We start from the raw sequence: 15,043 nt of genomic DNA on the forward strand, positions 1-15,043 counted from the left end.
TCATCAGTTTAATAGGCTGACTGTTTAAGTACCTTTAAAATGGCCTCCGCTACACCGGATTCATCATTCTTACCTGTTACTTCATCACACAGTTTTTGAATATCGAGCGGGGCATTTCCCATTGCAACAGACAAACCTACCCGTTCAAACATGGATACATCATTATAATTATCCCCAATGGCCATGGTTTCCCGCATCAAGCCGGCTTTTTCATTTACATAAGTTTCAAGTGCCGTACCTTTTTGAGCTGTCCCACTCATGATTTCCACATTTCCCCGTCCCGATGAAGTGACTGTAACTCCCTTTCCTTTCAATTTAGAAGCAATTTGATTTAATAAACTTAAATCTTTTGAGAAGCTGAGAATTTTATAATATTCCACATTTGAATGGCGGAATAACTCGGAATAATCGGAAATGGAGGTCACCTGTCCAAGCTGTAAACGCTCCTCTGCAAATTTCCTCATTCTCTCAGGGTCAATCTCCGGATTGGCTGTAACAAATACATCCACCAATGCAGCTATTGCGTTTTCATAGTCTTTAGAATAGATTCCCTGACTCGTATATATTTCGAAATAAATTCCTTGTTCTTCGAGGAATTCACCTACCATGCTAGCAGTTGCGGCTGACATTGGATTGGAAGCAGCAATCTTTCCATCCTCCCTGAAGAGTGCAGCACCATTTACACAGATGACAGGACAAACGATGCCTGCTTCATCTAAAGCTACCCTTGCTTCCACATAAGATCTGCCAGTAGCAATGATTACTTCCACTCCCTCACTTTGCGCCTTCTGGATTGCGTCTCTATTTTCCTTACTGACCTTTTGCATTTTGTTTAACAATGTTCCGTCCATATCAATTGCGATCGTCTTTATCAATTCAACCTGCTCCTTTTTTTCAATATAATCCCTATTTTAACCGAAAGAGCGTGGATAAACACGTTTTCCAAACTCGTCTTGATTCTTGCTGTAACTTCAGTCATATAAGAAGTCCAATTATGTAAATAAATAAACTGCACCTAATGAAGAAAGGTGCAGTTTGTTTTCTTAATGTAGAATCTTGTGGCTATCCACTTCCTGTGCCCGTTCAATAATCTGTTGGTGAATGTCGCTTTGAATGTCATCGATTGCTGTAAAGTCCATCGCTTTCACATAAATCTTTTCAAGTTCGTCATGCAGCTCTTTTGCTTTAGCAAGACTTGCTGTAGCTTCATTCATTTTCGTCCTGTACCTGGAGGAAACATCCTTTATCTGATCAGCATAAATTTCATCTGTTCCTGGCAAGATGGCCGTTTTATATATATCAATGATTTCATCACCTTCACAACTCGGAAAGTATTCATGAGGGGATGTGCTGTCAAAAATGGCAATCCCTACTTCCCGGACGATTACCATGTCCAAGCTATGCGGATCGAAACCACAATGATATACTTCCACATCAAAACCTCTTTGCTCAGCAGCCTTTGCAATCTTTTTCAGCATCGTTGATTTACCGGAACCCGGACGCCCCTTTAAAAAGTACCGTTTTTGTACTCCTTCAGTAATATTAGGAACGAAATCAACTGCACCCTTTGGTGTTGCGGCTCCTAAAAACCGATGACGAACATCAGCCTTCTTGTTAAGGACGATATCTCTATAAAAGCCTTCTATCAATTTATTGGTCAACCCATTCAATTTAACGAAATCAATATTTGCCTTATAAATGTCTTCCCATTCATCATGTATCTTCAAGGCTTCAGCGAACAGGGCATATGCCTTTTCAAAACTCTTGCTTCTCGCATTCGTCAATCTTATGATTGCCGCTCTTTCGGAAGCCAGCTGCTGAGAATTCCAAGCAGACCCTAGATTGACATATTCCTCAATGGCCCCTGGTGCCTTCGGCTCAATCACATGCGGCGCTGTCCCATCCACGAGTCCAATCTTCAAAGCCGGTATGATTACTCCATCAATGGAATCATTATCGGACGAACAATGTAAAAACTCGATGTCATAGTCTTTATCCAGCCATTCTTGGCCGATTTTTTTCATAATGGTCGATTTACCGGAACCAGGTCCGCCTTTTAATATGAATAATCTTTCCAAACCTGCTAAATTGGAATCATATAAACTATAAAAACCTTTAGCCGTATTGCCTCCAGCGAAATAATGCATCACTTTTCCTGTCACTTTTACACTCTCCCTCACAATACAGATGTGATATTCAAGACAGCGTATGCAGAAAAAACCTATTAGGTGAATGCCTAAAGATAAACCGTCTATTTTATAAGGGCTACAGATTCCGCTTGTGTGACTTCCAGGAACTCTGACGGTTTTAAAACTATCTGTGTACCGATCCGCCCTCCGCTTACGATGATTTCAGGCAGGTTGGTTGCACTTTCATCGATGAAGGTCGGGTATTGCTTTTTCATTCCGATCGGTGAACAGCCTCCCCGAATGTAACCTGTATATTTTTGCAGGTCTTTAACCGCGAGCATTTCAATTTTTTTTGCACCTGCCGCCTTTGCTGCTTTTTTCAAATCCAGTTCGGTGGCTACAGGAATGACGAATACATAAAGCTGCTGCGGTCCGCTATGGGTAACAAGTGTTTTAAAAACGGTTTCGGGAGTTTTTCCAATTTTGTCCGCAACAGTGATCCCGTCGATTTTTCCATCATTGGCATCATAACTCATCATGCCATACTCTATACGTTTGTTATCAAGAATTCGCATTGCATTCGTTTTACTTGCTCCCATATTAATATTCTCCCTTATCGTTTTCCTCCATCTTACCATTTTTAAATACCAGGCAAAAAGAAAAGCACAGTGCTTATACAACTGTGCTTTCCCTTAAATTCATTCTAAATGACGTCTTTGGAAATCAGCAATCCGCTTGTAGTCGCCTTCCAATTGCCTGCTCACGGATAAATAAATCGACATTAATTCTTCATACACTTTAACGTTCTCTTCGCTTGGGACAAGTTCATTCGTTTCACCGATCATACCCTCAACCTCATCAAGGCTTTCTATTTCCCCTAAAGCGTATAATCCAAGTACGGCCGCACCTAAGCTCGAACTCTCAAAGCTTTCAGGAATTGTCACGTTCTGATTGAATATATCAGCCATGATTTGACGCCAGAGCTTTGAGCGGACAAATCCACCGCTTGCATGAATTTTCTTGGGAGCACCTGTCAATTCCCTTACAGCAAGAAGGACACTATACAAGTTATACATCACACCCTCCAACACTGCCCGGACCATATGATCACGAGTGTGATGAAGCGCAAGTCCAAAGAAGGAGCCCCTAGCATCGGCACTCCATAATGGCGCCCGTTCCCCAGCCATATACGGGTGGAATATTAGCCCATCGGATCCAGGTGCGATATTGGAAGCCATATCCGTCAGTATCTCATAGGAATCCTGGCCCGATGCCTTGGCTTTTTCAATTTCCACACGGCCTAATTGATCGCGTGCCCATCGGAAAGTGATTCCCCCATTGTTGACCGGTCCGCCGATTATCCAATGATTCTCAGTAAGGGCATAGCAGAATGTCCTGCCTTTCGGATCGGTAATCGGTCGGTCACTGACGGTTCTTACCGCACCGCTCGTTCCGATTGTCACTGCCAGAACTCCTGGCTTGATGGCGTTTTGCCCTAGGTTGGCAAGCACACCATCACTCGCGCCAATCACAAACGGGGTACCTGCCCGAATGTTCATTTTTGCAGCTAATTCCTCACTTAAACCTGAGAGGGTATGCGTTGTAGGGACAAGCGTTGGCAGCTTGTCAGCCCCAATACCGGCAATGGTAAGTGCCTCTTCATCCCACTTCAGGTCATTCAAGTTGAACATGCCCGTTGCAGATGCAAGCGAATAATCCATCACGTACTCATTGAAAAATTTATAGATGATGTATTCTTTAATTCCTATGAATTTGTCCGTTTCGTTAAAAACCCCAGGATGCTCATTTCTTAACCACATTACTTTCGTGATTGGGGACATTGGGTGAATGGGTGTTCCAGTCCTATGATACAATTGCATCCCCTGTTCAGAAGCCTTCAATTTCTCCGCATAAGAAACACTTCGATTATCCGCCCAAGTAATGCTATTCGTTAGCGGATTACCGTCTTTCCCCATGGCGATCAAGCTATGCATAGCCGAACTGAACGATATGAAACCCAGTTCATCCTTTTCTATACCGCTTGCAATCATGACCTCGCCTATAGAAATGATGACCGCTTTATAAATTTCTTCGGGATCTTGTTCCGCAACGGAAGGAGTTGGACTGTGAAGAGGGTATCCCTTCGAACAAGAATGGACAACTTCCCCCCTTTTTGAAAAAAGAACAACCTTCGTACTCGTCGTACCAATATCGATTCCCATCATATAACCTGAATGTTTCATACTTACATCATGCTCCTTTCTCTTAAACAATTGAATTCAATAGTAAGATTAGGATAAATGAAACGACTGATATATTCGTTTCCATAACCGTTCAAGATTTTGCCGTTTGTGCGACTGTTAAATTAAGGAACTCTTCGATCATCTCAAATCCTCATCATTCAAGTGGGATGGAATTAATGAACTCGAACCGATAGCAAGGAGCAGCAATTTAAAATTAACACCTGGAAAAGAAGATATGATCGGCAGTACACTACCTGCCGCAGCTGTCATCACGACAGTTGCTGAACCTGTGGCCTCTTGAATCATAACTACCAAACAGAATCGGTGAAATATCAAAGTAAGCCGCTTAACTTGCAATGGCTTCACGACTCCACTCATGATCAATACATTTTCAAATGCATCGCCAGCTCCGATAATCAAAATAATGGACGCGGTTGGAGCGAGACAGGCGGATATAAATTGGTTTATTTCTTCTTTATTAAAACGTCTGGTGTAACCTAATGTAAAGAATGAAACCCCACAGAGACCATGTGGCCGATAATTGTTCTTCAAATGAAGACATGCCAATTCATTCTTCTGCAAACACGGCATCGGAAGCACCAGCCTGCTTTAACACGTGATTAAGGTAATGCCGAAAGCCGGAAGTATTACTGCCCCTGTCTGAACAGCATCTGCAACATTCGGAACATCCATACCTGCGAAAATCCTTAAAATGACGGATGCAAGCAGTAGCCATTAAATGGGCGAGATTTAGCTTTTGGGTGATAATGATCAAGAAAATCCTGGAACTGGACCATAAATCAATGAACTATTGTTATGGATCAATCCAAATAAACCAGACATCTGCTGCAACTCTGTCTGATGTTGATTAAAAAGACCGTTATGATTTCTTGTCATTCTTAAACCAGCCGAACCTTTGGAACCCCTTATAATCTCTCTATGTATATAAGGCAAACTCAGAATAATATTTTATAATGAATAAATAACATAATTGAAAATTTAAACGCTTTTAAATCACTAAATTATGACCTAAATGAAAAAAGCATCGAACCAGTTCATTGTGAACTGGAACCCGATACCCGATTCATTCATAAAATGATCATTCACCAATAAAAAGAGGACCGGATTGGAGCTTGATTTCTTCCTCCAGATGTTCAGGATAAGCAATGAGGAAGCAGGTAGATGGCCCAGAGGATTTTTCGATATCGACTTTATTACTTATTTGGATAGAAACACCTTCACCACTTGGGTCCAGATGCTTCCACTCATACGCTATCCCTTTTGAACCGACTGGAAGTGCCTGAACTTCTTCCATTTCACATAGGCTTTTATATAAAGATAATGGGGCGATCCAATCTTGTTGATCCATAACTTCTTCTCCAACGAGCGGCCTGCCGATGAGAGCAATTTTCTGTAAAGGATGTTGCTTTTTAACACCTTCATTCCTTCGTTTACCAATCACCATAAGACCAATTGCTGATTGAAGAAGCGGCATGTTACTTTCTGTGCTGCCAGTAATGGGGAGGCCCTCCATTCCCAATTCTTTCAGCCCCTCCCTGACACCCCTGGTCAAGTCCTCCCAGGCTTCATCACCGCAGAAATTATTTAGAACGACGGATACTGGACTTCCGCCAACGCCCAAACATTCCATGACGGCAACCCGAAAGGAATAATATCCAACGACCTCATAAGGGACATGGACCAGATCTTTTTCCTTTAGACCGATGCCGCCACTATTATCACTTGAAACAATCAATGAATCTGATTCGGAAAATGGTAAAATCATTGAATCACTCATTCTACGAGTCCATCTTTAAAAATCATTTTTTTCAAAACAGGCTCCAAGCGTGGCAGTAAAATGGCTGCCAATACTACATTTACCGCCGTCGCCGCCGTTAATCCCGGAACAAGCAACGTGTAAACACCCTTGCTGACCAGAAAGGCGAAAGGCAGGGCCAAGATGAAGGCGTTACCGATGAAGAAGAGGAAAAATGCGCCTATTTTTTTCCCGTGTATATATAAAATGCCGAACATCCATACGAGGACTGCCATTTCGGCCATGATCAAAAAATGGAATGGCCCAAGTGGCATGCTGCCGATGAACGCTGAGATGATATGACCAAGCCCCGCTACAATAGCCCCCGATACCGGGCCAAGTACGACAGCCGCCAAAAGGGCCGGAAAACTATCCAAAGCAATACTGCCTATTGGGGAAGGGACTTTAATCATTGCCCCGACCGCCGATAAAGCAATAAAAATAGCGATTGTACTAATTTTTCTTACGTCCATGTCTACTCTTTTTCCTTTCTTTTCCCTCCACGGAATACATTTGCACTGCGGATATATTCCACATCTTTCACACCAAGGCGGAAATTGATCACACGTCCAACAGCAAAAAAGTAATCCGACAAACGATTTAAATATTGAAGTGATAATGGTGAAACTGCTGCACCGGACTTAATCAATGAAACGACCAATCGTTCAGCCCTCCTTGTAACCGTTCGGGCAATATGAATGGTTGCAGCCGCTTTTGAGCCGCCAGGCAGGATGAACTTTTCCAATTCCGGCGCTTCGAGTATGAAGGCATCTATTCGTTCTTCCAAATAGGTAATGGCCTCATCCGTCAGCTTTTGTGGGGCCTTCTCGGAAACGGTTGCCAAATCACCGCCACAGTCAAATAGCTCATGCTGGATTTTCTCTAGATCGGCCAATACATCCGTAAATATAGCGGGATCCAATTCAGTCACCGCAAGACCGATATAGCTATTCACTTCATCCACTGTTCCATACGATTCAACACGGATGTCATCCTTGTCAAGCCGGCCTCCGATTACGCTTGTTTGTCCCTTATCCCCTGTACGTGTATAGATTTTCATCCCATTACCTCCTCTATTTTATTCTTTGGTTAATTCCGTACCAAATGATGTCAACGCGCCTTGAAATGGATGCTACATCTTGAAAGACCCATCCGCAGGCATCGCGCCATCTGCGATCACTTGCTTCCATCGGGACAATGCCTTTGGAAATATCAGAGCCGATCACAATGAAATGGTGTTCATCCCTTTCCTTCTCCCATATTCGCCAGTCAGCCATGATTTCCTTCCACCTTTTTCGAATCGAATCAGAATCCATCTTTTCTGCATCTTGTTGTATCCATGCATCCAACCCCTGCAATACAACAGTATTGCCTTGGAAATCAATCAATTCCGGCTGTTCTTTTCGATAACCGGATAGCCAAAGGACATCACTTTCCAGACCATACAATTGCTTTACCCATTTAGTTTTCCCATTATAGGCGCCGCCTGTAACAAAGTGCATCGTTCTCCCCTCCTTAAGCTGTTCCGGTCTTCCCATATCAGCTCATATCCCCTGCCATGTGAAATCCCCCAATCAAAAAAATTCTTTTCCTTCGGGGCATAGCGGACCAATAAATCACGAATTACCCCTCCATGTGTCATTATGGAAAATCGGTTCTCCTTACAGGCAATCAATTGTTTCCAGCCATTATTAACACGTTCGGAAAATCCCGGATAGCTTTCACCCCCAGGCACCAATGCCTTCATGGGACGTTCCAGCCAATTAAGATAATCTTCATCTGCCTTCAAATCATCATACGTCTGCCCTTCCCAACTGCCGAAATTCATTTCACGGAACGAAGCGTTTTTGACCGGAACTATATCCGGAAACAGCAGTCTTGCAGTTTCCACACAACGAGGCAAATCACTCGTGTAAATTTTTTCATACTGTGGGTAAGATCCCCTTAAGTCTAGAATTTCCTTTTCCCCTTTGATACTTAATGGAGAATCCGTCCAGCCTAAATAGGCCTTTCGCTCATTTGCTACTGTCAGCCCATGGCGAAGTAGTGTAATAGCCACAATATCAGCCATAACCAAAGCTCAACCCCTTCCACGGATGCCCCCAGTACATCCCCCGTTATCCCACCGAACCAACTGATGACTTTACGTTTTATATAAAACAGGAAAAACAGTGCAGCCAGACACATGATGAAAAATAAGGTGACAAGCTTAGAATCGATGATCCAGGCGATCGCCAGACCTACAAGGAGGTACAGCAAATAAATGGGCAAACTGCTTTTCTTTACTGCACTTTGAAAAAAAGCGCCGAGCCCCTCTTTTTTAGCCAGTGGCATCCGGATAAGTAAATAACCCATCACACATTTGCTTAAGAGTGGAAGGGCAATGATCAAGAAGTATGTCCATTCATTGACCCTTTCGACAATTTCATAGATAAATATGAACCGGGCGGCCAAAAGGACAATGACGGAGATGACACCGAATGCACCTGTCCTTGAATCCTTCATGATTTCCAATCGCCGCTCTTTATCCTGATAGGAAAAAAAAGCATCACTTGCATCGATCCAGCCATCGAGATGCAAACCTCCCGTTAATGCCATCGTCAAAAACCAAAGGAAAAAGGCAATTGCAAGCGATGACAATGGGGTCCATTCCACTAGTGCATATAAAACACCGCCCAATATCAAGCCTAGTAAAAGACCAACTAGTGGAAAGGTTTGAATGGCACGGTGTATATATTTCTTCTCCATAGGAAGCTGCTTCTTAATTGGAAAAACTGTAAAGAACTGCAGGTTAATTAAAAATCCAATCACTGCGTTCATTCCTGCATGCACCCTTTCTTCCGCAATGGGATTCCCGATTCAACTAGATAGGCTTCATTCGCCTGCCCGACGATCGTTTGATGAAGCAGGCCTAATGTTTTTCCGTATATATGGAGGAAATCATTCTGGAAAATCGGTTCCTGCACCAATTCATTGCTCACGACTATTAAACAGCTGGATCGTTTTCTTATCTCATTGATCCCGGTTATTATTTTTGAAAAAACGCTTTGTAAAAACTCCTTTTCAAGCGGAACACCTGGGCCAAATAGTTCGTTATCAAGCAGGGTTGTCAGACAATCGAGCAGGATTATGGAATCCTGATTAATGTCCGCTCCTATTCGTGTAATATCCGTTGCGTATTCCGAAGTCTTCCAGGCGATTGGGCAGCTTTCTCTATCTTTCTGGTGCCTAAGGATGCGTTCACCCATTTCAACATCACTGACACGGCCGCAAGCGAGGTAATGCAAGTTCCCATCCGTTTGAAGTGCATATTCAAGGGCTTTTCTTTCCGCGAAACTGCTTTTTCCGGACCGGACACCCCCGGTTATAAAACAGAGCCTTGCTTTCTCCACTGTCTTACCCCCTCCATCAGCGCTTCGTTATCACGTTCACTCTTCACTGCAAACCGAAGCCACTTTCCATCCAACCCCGGGAAATTATAGGTATGGCGCGGTACTATTCCTTTTTTTAGCAAAAAGGGAAAAAGGGATAAGGATTCATCTTTCACTAAATAGAAATTAACTGCGCTATCAGAGACACTCAACCCTTGTTCCTCATAAAACCGGAATAGTTTCTGCTTTTGCAATTGAATATAGTCTCTTGTTTTTCTCATATATGCTTCTTCAGCAAGACAGATTTTCCCTACTTCCAATGCAACATGGTTGACGCTCCAATGCGGTTTATAAGTTCTTACACGGGTTATGATGTCAGGTGCAGCAAGCAAATAGCCTAGTCTCAAACCCGGAATTGCAAAGATTTTAGTCATTGATCTTAGAATGAGTAAATGTGGAAATTCATTGATTAAAGAAGCATAAGTAAAGGCATCTTCCGTGAAATCATAAAAAGCCTCATCCATGACAACCAGGCAATCCGCTTTTTGACATTCAAAGATCAATTCCCTAACTTCATCCTTCTTAAATGAAACACCCGTCGGATTATTAGGCGTACATAAGAAAATTGCATCATATTCGGATAATCTAGGAATCAACCGATCCAAGTCCAGTTTCCACTCAGGTGCATCAAGCTGATGAAAATCTACCTCACATCCTGCTGCCAAACAAGCTTCTGCATATTCCGCAAATGCCGGCTGAATGATCAACACCCTTTGATTGGTTAACCTGTTCGCTACCAACATGATTATTTCTGCACCACCATTTCCCACCAAAACGGATTGCTCAGGAAGCGCTTCTTTTTTGGCAATTGATTTTGTCAGTTCAATCGCATGCGGATCTGGGTAATGTAAGATTCCTTCGAAAAATCTAGGCCACTGTTCCTTTATACGTAAAGGCGGACCCAATGGGTTGATGTTAGCACTGAAATCGAGAACCGATTCAGGCATTTCGATTTCCAGCGCTTCGTAAAGATAATGAGGATTAGAGCCATGAGAAGGTAATGTCAAGAATAAGTCCCCCTAGCCATAGCATCAGTAGAAATAGAAAAGATGACCGATGCATGATGGTAATCGTTTTTGGTATATGTTTTGCTTCTAATCGAACAAGCGGAACGCCCATCCTCGCACGGTCGGAAACAATTCCTTTGTACATATTCCGGCCGCCTAGCTGTATTCCCAAAATGGCAGCAACGCCTGCTTCACACCACCCGCTATTCGGACTTGGATGTTTTTTAGCATCATTGAATAATATCTTCCATCTAGCACCAAATCCATGATAGCCGGATTTTGAGCTCAGCAACATCAGGAACCCAGTGAGGCGGCTGGGAATCCAGTTCACGATATCATCGAGCTTGGCTGAAGCCCAGCCAAATTGCCCATATTTATCATTTTTGTACCCAACCATGGAATCGCAGGTATTAATTGCCCTGTACACCATTGCGAGCGGCGCACCGCCAACAGCTGCCCAAAACATTGGGGCAGTAACACCATCACTGGTATTTTCTGCTACGGTTTCTACCGTCCCCCTGACGATTTCGGATTCATCAAGATCAGAAGTATCACGGCCCACGATATAGGAAAGTTTTAGCCTCGCTTCAGGATAATCCCGTTCATTCAGCGGATGGCACACATCCATTCCAGCTTGCTTTAAGCCCTTCTGAGCTATCGTAGTGGCAATGACAACAGCCTCCCAAAGGATACCTGCAAGCGGATGGATCCGATAAGCCAAGTAGACGGTTAGGCCTGTAATCAATATCACCATCGCTAAGACGATGATCAACATGAAGAGTCCATTCCGTTTCTTATATGCCCCTCTATTGAATGCCTGATCCAACTTGCTTATCATCGTTCCTATCCATTTAACTGGATGCGGCCAATTTGGCGGATCACCAATTAATAAATCAAGGAAAAACGCCAGTGTAACTGCAATAAGATGATGGTAAATCATAGATCCTCAATCCGTTTCCGATTTTTCTTTATTGCTTCTACTGTACAATCATATACACCGCGACTGATCAGCTTCCCTAACGGAGTGATGGTGCCTGCATATTGAAGCGCCTTCCCTCTTTGGGACGCTGCAATCAAAATACTGTCGGTCGATGTTCCTGTTGCACATGTATTCGTCACCTTATCCATGACATTCGAATCATGAAGCGCTTTTACTTTTGCCTCGGTTGCAGTAACTATGCTGTGTATGAAAGCCTCTTCTGCCAAATGCCCATTTATGAATATCCATGTATTTATGGTTCCTGGAGTGGAACTCCAAGAATGCCGGTCAGCTAAAGAAGCGTCGATGGCATTCCCTACACCAGCCGTCACGATGATAAAAACCGAGAAATCTTCAGCTCTCATTAACTTGAAGGCAACCGTATCGAGAAAGACGGCTGTCATCATCCCCACCGTTTCCTGCGGTTCAAATCCATGAGTTCTTAAATAGCCGGCCATTTCAACATGATGATCTTCGCAGTCATAATCATGATGGACATGCCTATTCACGAAATATTTATGCCAGCCCGTACCCGAACCGGTCACTCCAGAAGACATCGTTCTAAGCGGGATCGGAGAATTCAATTGAATCATCTCAGGTCCCATTGTCAGATAAGATTCATCAATTTCCAATGGGATAGTGTCATTGCCATGCTTCTCCGGAACGATGAACATTTGAGGTTTCGGAAGTGCGGGATGTGGATGTTTTTCGATCGTCGTATGATATACACCTTGAATCCGTTCCTGTTGGAGCACTTCATTCGGCACATCAACAACCTGAATTTGCCCTTTTTCAAGCAACATAAGCCGATCACAATATAATCCAGCCAAATTCAAGTCATGAAAAATTGAAATAACGGTTAACTCCTGTTCTTTTGCCATTTTTCTCATTAGATCAAGAAGGTCCTTTTGATAGGAAAGATCCAAATGGTTTGTAGGCTCATCCAAAAAAAGGATTTCCGGTTCCTGGGCAAGTGCCTGTGCCAGCAAGACCCGTTGTCTTTCCCCACCTGACAATCGTTCAAAATGAAGATCCTGAAAATCCGCTACTCCCGTTTGTTCCATAACCCGTTGGACGATCATTTCATCTTCTGCGGACCAACTATGGAACCAGCCCGTTTGATGGGCATACCTCCCAAGTGAGACCGTCTCTTTTACTGTATAGGAGAAAGCTAATGAGGAATGTTGAGGGAGCACGGCAATGACCTGTGCAAGTTGTTTTGATGAATATTCATTCAAATCCCTGCCTCTTATCCGTACGCTTCCGTCCTTATAATCAAGCACCCCGCTAAGCATGCTTAAAAGCGTCGTTTTTCCGCTGCCATTAGGACCAAGGATCCCGAATAATTCCCCTTTATGTACATCAAAAGAGATAGAGTCCAAAACAGTTTTGTTGTCATATCCACCTGTTAACCCTTTTACTTCAAGCATCCGTATTTACCCTTCTCTCCGTCTCTTTAATAAAATCAGCGCAAATGCCGGTGCCCCGATAAGTGAGGTGATCACCCCGATCGGCAGTTCCGCTGGGGCAATGATCGTTCGTGCTACAAAATCCGCCAATATTAAGAATCCGCTTCCTATCAACAATGACAACGGAAGCAAATGTTTATGGTCAGGTCCCCAAATCTTCCGGACAAAATGAGGAATGACCAATCCTACAAAACCAATCGCCCCTGAAACGGCAACGGCTGCCCCTGTCAATGTCGAACCGGCTATCAAGATCCACATTTTCCGCCGCTTCACGTTCACACCTAAGTGTTTTGCCCGGTCTTCCCCGAAAGTCATCGCATTCAATTCGCTTGCATTCATGATCAAGGTCAACGAACCAATGATAAAAAACGGCAAAATGATTACGATATAATTCCATCCGCGCATTGAGACGCTTCCCATCAGCCAGCCGATGATTTGTCTTAATTCTTCACCCGTCAGCGCAATCATCAATGAAATGAAGGCACTTAAAAACGAGCTGAAAATGATTCCCGTTAAGATGATCGTTTCCACTTTCATCGACCGATCCATTTTTTTTGCAAAAGTCAGTACGCAGAGCATCGTGAGCACTGAACATAAGATGCTCAATGCCGGAAGAGTATATAAACCGATGAATGGCAGTGATATATTCAAGAATATTGTCAATACGGCGCCGACCGATGCTCCTGAAGAAATACCTAATGTGTAAGGATCAGCGAGCGGGTTCCGGAGCAGTCCCTGAAAGGCTGCCCCGGCAATCGCAAGTGATGCCCCAACCAAACCAGCGAGCAGCACACGCGGCAAGCGGATGTTCATCACGATATTCGTAAGCATCACATCCGGATCGGCAGAAATCGGCAAGTGAAAAATCTCCTTGCCGATTATTTGTATAAGTACGGAAATCGGAACTGGCACCGAACCAAAGGAAATGCCTATCGTCATTGCGAATAACAAAATTAACAACGCAATCAAATAAGCAAACGCCCATTTAGTTGTCAAATTGGTTCGGATAGACTGCTTTTGCAAGTTCCTCTACTCCTTCTATTAAGCGTGGACCGGAACGGGTCACCAAGTCAGAAGGGACATCAAAGACTTGGCCATTCTTAACGGCATTTACGTCTTGCCATCCTTTTCGGCCTGTCACTTCACTTACTGGATCTTTTGTATAATTACCATACGTTGTAATGATGACATCCGGATTTGCAGCAATCATCGACTCTTCATCAATTTTTGCCCAGCCGTCCAATTCAGCAGCAGCGTTATCCGCTGAAATAATATGAAGCATTTCATCCATGAAGGTATTTTTTCCAGGTGTATATATATCCGGTGATGGCGAAACCTCAATTAAAACGGTCTTCCTATCCGCTTCCTTAACGGATTTGGCTTTTTCCTGAATATCCTTGAGCTTCGTTTTCATATCCGCAACGATTTCGCTTGCCTTATCATTTTCCCCCGTTGCCTTTCCAATCATTTCAATAGATTCATAGACTTGGTCAAAGCTTTGTGCATCATTGACTACAAGGACATCTATTCCAGCATCCTTAAGCTGCTTTAATCCCTCATTTGAATTATGGGCACTTGATGCATGGGCAAGAACAAGGTCAGGCTTCATGGAGACAATCAGCTCCGTGTTCATTTCCATTCCGCCAACTTTTTTGATTTTTTTCGTTTCTTCCGGGTAATTATCATTGTCGGAAACACCAACGACCTTTTTACCTAAACCAAGTGCAAATACCACTTCTGTATTACTTGGTATCAACGTAACGATTTTCTTCGGTTTTTGTTCTATCGTTACTTTTTCGCCCGTTGCATCTTTAATCGTAATCGGGAAAGCGTCGTGTTGAGCATGATTCGTTTGCTGCTTTTCTTTTCCTTCATCAGTAGCGTCACTGCAGCCAACCATCATGCCTGCAGTAAGCAACATCAACAATATCAAACCAAAAATCTTCTTCATTTTCATTCCCCACAATCT

17 protein-coding genes are annotated in these 15,043 nt (G+C 43.4%); all 17 read right to left on the reverse strand.

The window, feature by feature from the left end; all coding sequences use genetic code 11:
- Positions 1–8: 8 nt before the first annotated feature.
- On the reverse strand, positions 9–875 hold the full coding sequence (locus UP17_RS24525) for a Cof-type HAD-IIB family hydrolase (protein WP_061465812.1): 867 nt from the start codon (positions 873–875) through the stop codon (positions 9–11).
- A gap of 168 nt (positions 876–1,043) precedes the next feature.
- Positions 1,044–2,162: a PRK06851 family protein gene (locus tag UP17_RS24530; RefSeq protein ID WP_061465814.1), complete on the reverse strand. Its 1,119-nt coding sequence runs from the start codon at positions 2,160–2,162 to the stop codon at positions 1,044–1,046.
- A gap of 89 nt (positions 2,163–2,251) precedes the next feature.
- On the reverse strand, positions 2,252–2,728 hold the full coding sequence (ybaK, locus tag UP17_RS24535; RefSeq protein ID WP_061465816.1) for a Cys-tRNA(Pro) deacylase: 477 nt from the start codon (positions 2,726–2,728) through the stop codon (positions 2,252–2,254).
- A gap of 99 nt (positions 2,729–2,827) precedes the next feature.
- Complete coding sequence (gene gntK / locus UP17_RS24540) at positions 2,828–4,372, reverse strand: gluconokinase (RefSeq protein WP_061465818.1); 1,545 nt, start codon at positions 4,370–4,372, stop codon at positions 2,828–2,830.
- Positions 4,373–4,510: 138 nt separating this feature from the next.
- Positions 4,511–4,963, reverse strand: a complete 453-nt coding sequence (locus UP17_RS24545; protein WP_061465820.1) for a GntT/GntP/DsdX family permease — start codon at positions 4,961–4,963, stop codon at positions 4,511–4,513.
- 508 nt (positions 4,964–5,471) lie between these two features.
- On the reverse strand, positions 5,472–6,170 hold the full coding sequence (locus UP17_RS24550) for a hypothetical protein (RefSeq protein ID WP_061465822.1): 699 nt from the start codon (positions 6,168–6,170) through the stop codon (positions 5,472–5,474).
- Positions 6,167–6,661 carry an ECF transporter S component gene (locus UP17_RS24555; protein ID WP_061465823.1) on the reverse strand — a complete coding sequence of 165 codons (495 nt, stop codon included), beginning with the start codon at positions 6,659–6,661 and terminating at the stop codon, positions 6,167–6,169. The genes UP17_RS24550 and UP17_RS24555 overlap by 4 nt, the downstream gene beginning before the upstream one ends.
- Before the next feature lie 2 nt (positions 6,662–6,663).
- Positions 6,664–7,248 (reverse strand): cob(I)yrinic acid a,c-diamide adenosyltransferase, encoded by a 585-nt coding sequence (locus UP17_RS24560; RefSeq protein WP_061465825.1) that lies wholly within the window; start codon positions 7,246–7,248, stop codon positions 6,664–6,666.
- Between the two features lie 13 nt (positions 7,249–7,261).
- Complete coding sequence (locus UP17_RS24565) at positions 7,262–7,690, reverse strand: bifunctional adenosylcobinamide kinase/adenosylcobinamide-phosphate guanylyltransferase (RefSeq protein ID WP_061465826.1); 429 nt, start codon at positions 7,688–7,690, stop codon at positions 7,262–7,264.
- Positions 7,642–8,259 carry a histidine phosphatase family protein gene (locus tag UP17_RS24570; protein WP_061465828.1) on the reverse strand — a complete coding sequence of 206 codons (618 nt, stop codon included), beginning with the start codon at positions 8,257–8,259 and terminating at the stop codon, positions 7,642–7,644. The genes UP17_RS24565 and UP17_RS24570 overlap by 49 nt, the downstream gene beginning before the upstream one ends.
- Positions 8,217–9,008 carry an adenosylcobinamide-GDP ribazoletransferase gene (cobS, locus tag UP17_RS24575; RefSeq protein ID WP_061465830.1) on the reverse strand — a complete coding sequence of 264 codons (792 nt, stop codon included), beginning with the start codon at positions 9,006–9,008 and terminating at the stop codon, positions 8,217–8,219. Before cobS ends, UP17_RS24570 begins: the two co-directional genes overlap by 43 nt.
- A complete protein-coding gene (locus tag UP17_RS24580; RefSeq protein WP_061465832.1) occupies positions 9,005–9,580 on the reverse strand; it encodes a bifunctional adenosylcobinamide kinase/adenosylcobinamide-phosphate guanylyltransferase in 576 nt (191 codons plus the stop codon). Before UP17_RS24580 ends, cobS begins: the two co-directional genes overlap by 4 nt.
- Positions 9,553–10,626 carry a threonine-phosphate decarboxylase CobD gene (gene cobD / locus UP17_RS24585; protein WP_155727496.1) on the reverse strand — a complete coding sequence of 358 codons (1,074 nt, stop codon included), beginning with the start codon at positions 10,624–10,626 and terminating at the stop codon, positions 9,553–9,555. The genes UP17_RS24580 and cobD overlap by 28 nt, the downstream gene beginning before the upstream one ends.
- A complete protein-coding gene (gene cbiB / locus UP17_RS24590) occupies positions 10,601–11,566 on the reverse strand; it encodes an adenosylcobinamide-phosphate synthase CbiB (protein WP_061465834.1) in 966 nt (321 codons plus the stop codon). Before cbiB ends, cobD begins: the two co-directional genes overlap by 26 nt.
- Positions 11,563–13,035: a heme ABC transporter ATP-binding protein gene (locus tag UP17_RS24595; RefSeq protein ID WP_061465835.1), complete on the reverse strand. Its 1,473-nt coding sequence runs from the start codon at positions 13,033–13,035 to the stop codon at positions 11,563–11,565. Before UP17_RS24595 ends, cbiB begins: the two co-directional genes overlap by 4 nt.
- A 6-nt stretch (positions 13,036–13,041) precedes the next feature.
- The gene (locus tag UP17_RS24600; RefSeq protein ID WP_061465837.1) at positions 13,042–14,097 is read right to left on the reverse strand and encodes a FecCD family ABC transporter permease; all 1,056 of its coding nucleotides are present in this window, start codon (positions 14,095–14,097) and stop codon (positions 13,042–13,044) included.
- Positions 14,060–15,031, reverse strand: coding sequence for an ABC transporter substrate-binding protein (locus UP17_RS24605; protein ID WP_061466326.1), 972 nt, complete (start codon positions 15,029–15,031; stop codon positions 14,060–14,062). The genes UP17_RS24600 and UP17_RS24605 overlap by 38 nt, the downstream gene beginning before the upstream one ends.
- Positions 15,032–15,043: the final 12 nt, after the last annotated feature.

The organism is Peribacillus simplex (assembly GCF_001578185.1).
GTDB lineage: Bacteria > Bacillota > Bacilli > Bacillales > DSM-1321 > Peribacillus > Peribacillus simplex_A.

Coding starts and splice junctions, on each gene's coding strand:
- ybaK (WP_061465816.1), bottom strand. CDS start 2,728: ATGGGAGCAAGTAAAACGAATGCAATGCGAATTCTTGATAACAAACGT.
- gntK (WP_061465818.1), bottom strand. CDS start 4,372: ATGAAACATTCAGGTTATATGATGGGAATCGATATTGGTACGACGAGT.
- UP17_RS24545 (WP_061465820.1), bottom strand. CDS start 4,963: ATGCCGTGTTTGCAGAAGAATGAATTGGCATGTCTTCATTTGAAGAAC.
- UP17_RS24550 (WP_061465822.1), bottom strand. CDS start 6,170: ATGAGTGATTCAATGATTTTACCATTTTCCGAATCAGATTCATTGATT.
- UP17_RS24555 (WP_061465823.1), bottom strand. CDS start 6,661: ATGGACGTAAGAAAAATTAGTACAATCGCTATTTTTATTGCTTTATCG.
- UP17_RS24560 (WP_061465825.1), bottom strand. CDS start 7,248: ATGAAAATCTATACACGTACAGGGGATAAGGGACAAACAAGCGTAATC.
- UP17_RS24565 (WP_061465826.1), bottom strand. CDS start 7,690: ATGCACTTTGTTACAGGCGGCGCCTATAATGGGAAAACTAAATGGGTA.
- UP17_RS24570 (WP_061465828.1), bottom strand. CDS start 8,259: ATGGCTGATATTGTGGCTATTACACTACTTCGCCATGGGCTGACAGTA.
- cobS (WP_061465830.1), bottom strand. CDS start 9,008: ATGAACGCAGTGATTGGATTTTTAATTAACCTGCAGTTCTTTACAGTT.
- cbiB (WP_061465834.1), bottom strand. CDS start 11,566: ATGATTTACCATCATCTTATTGCAGTTACACTGGCGTTTTTCCTTGAT.
- UP17_RS24595 (WP_061465835.1), bottom strand. CDS start 13,035: ATGCTTGAAGTAAAAGGGTTAACAGGTGGATATGACAACAAAACTGTT.
- UP17_RS24605 (WP_061466326.1), bottom strand. CDS start 15,031: ATGAAAATGAAGAAGATTTTTGGTTTGATATTGTTGATGTTGCTTACT.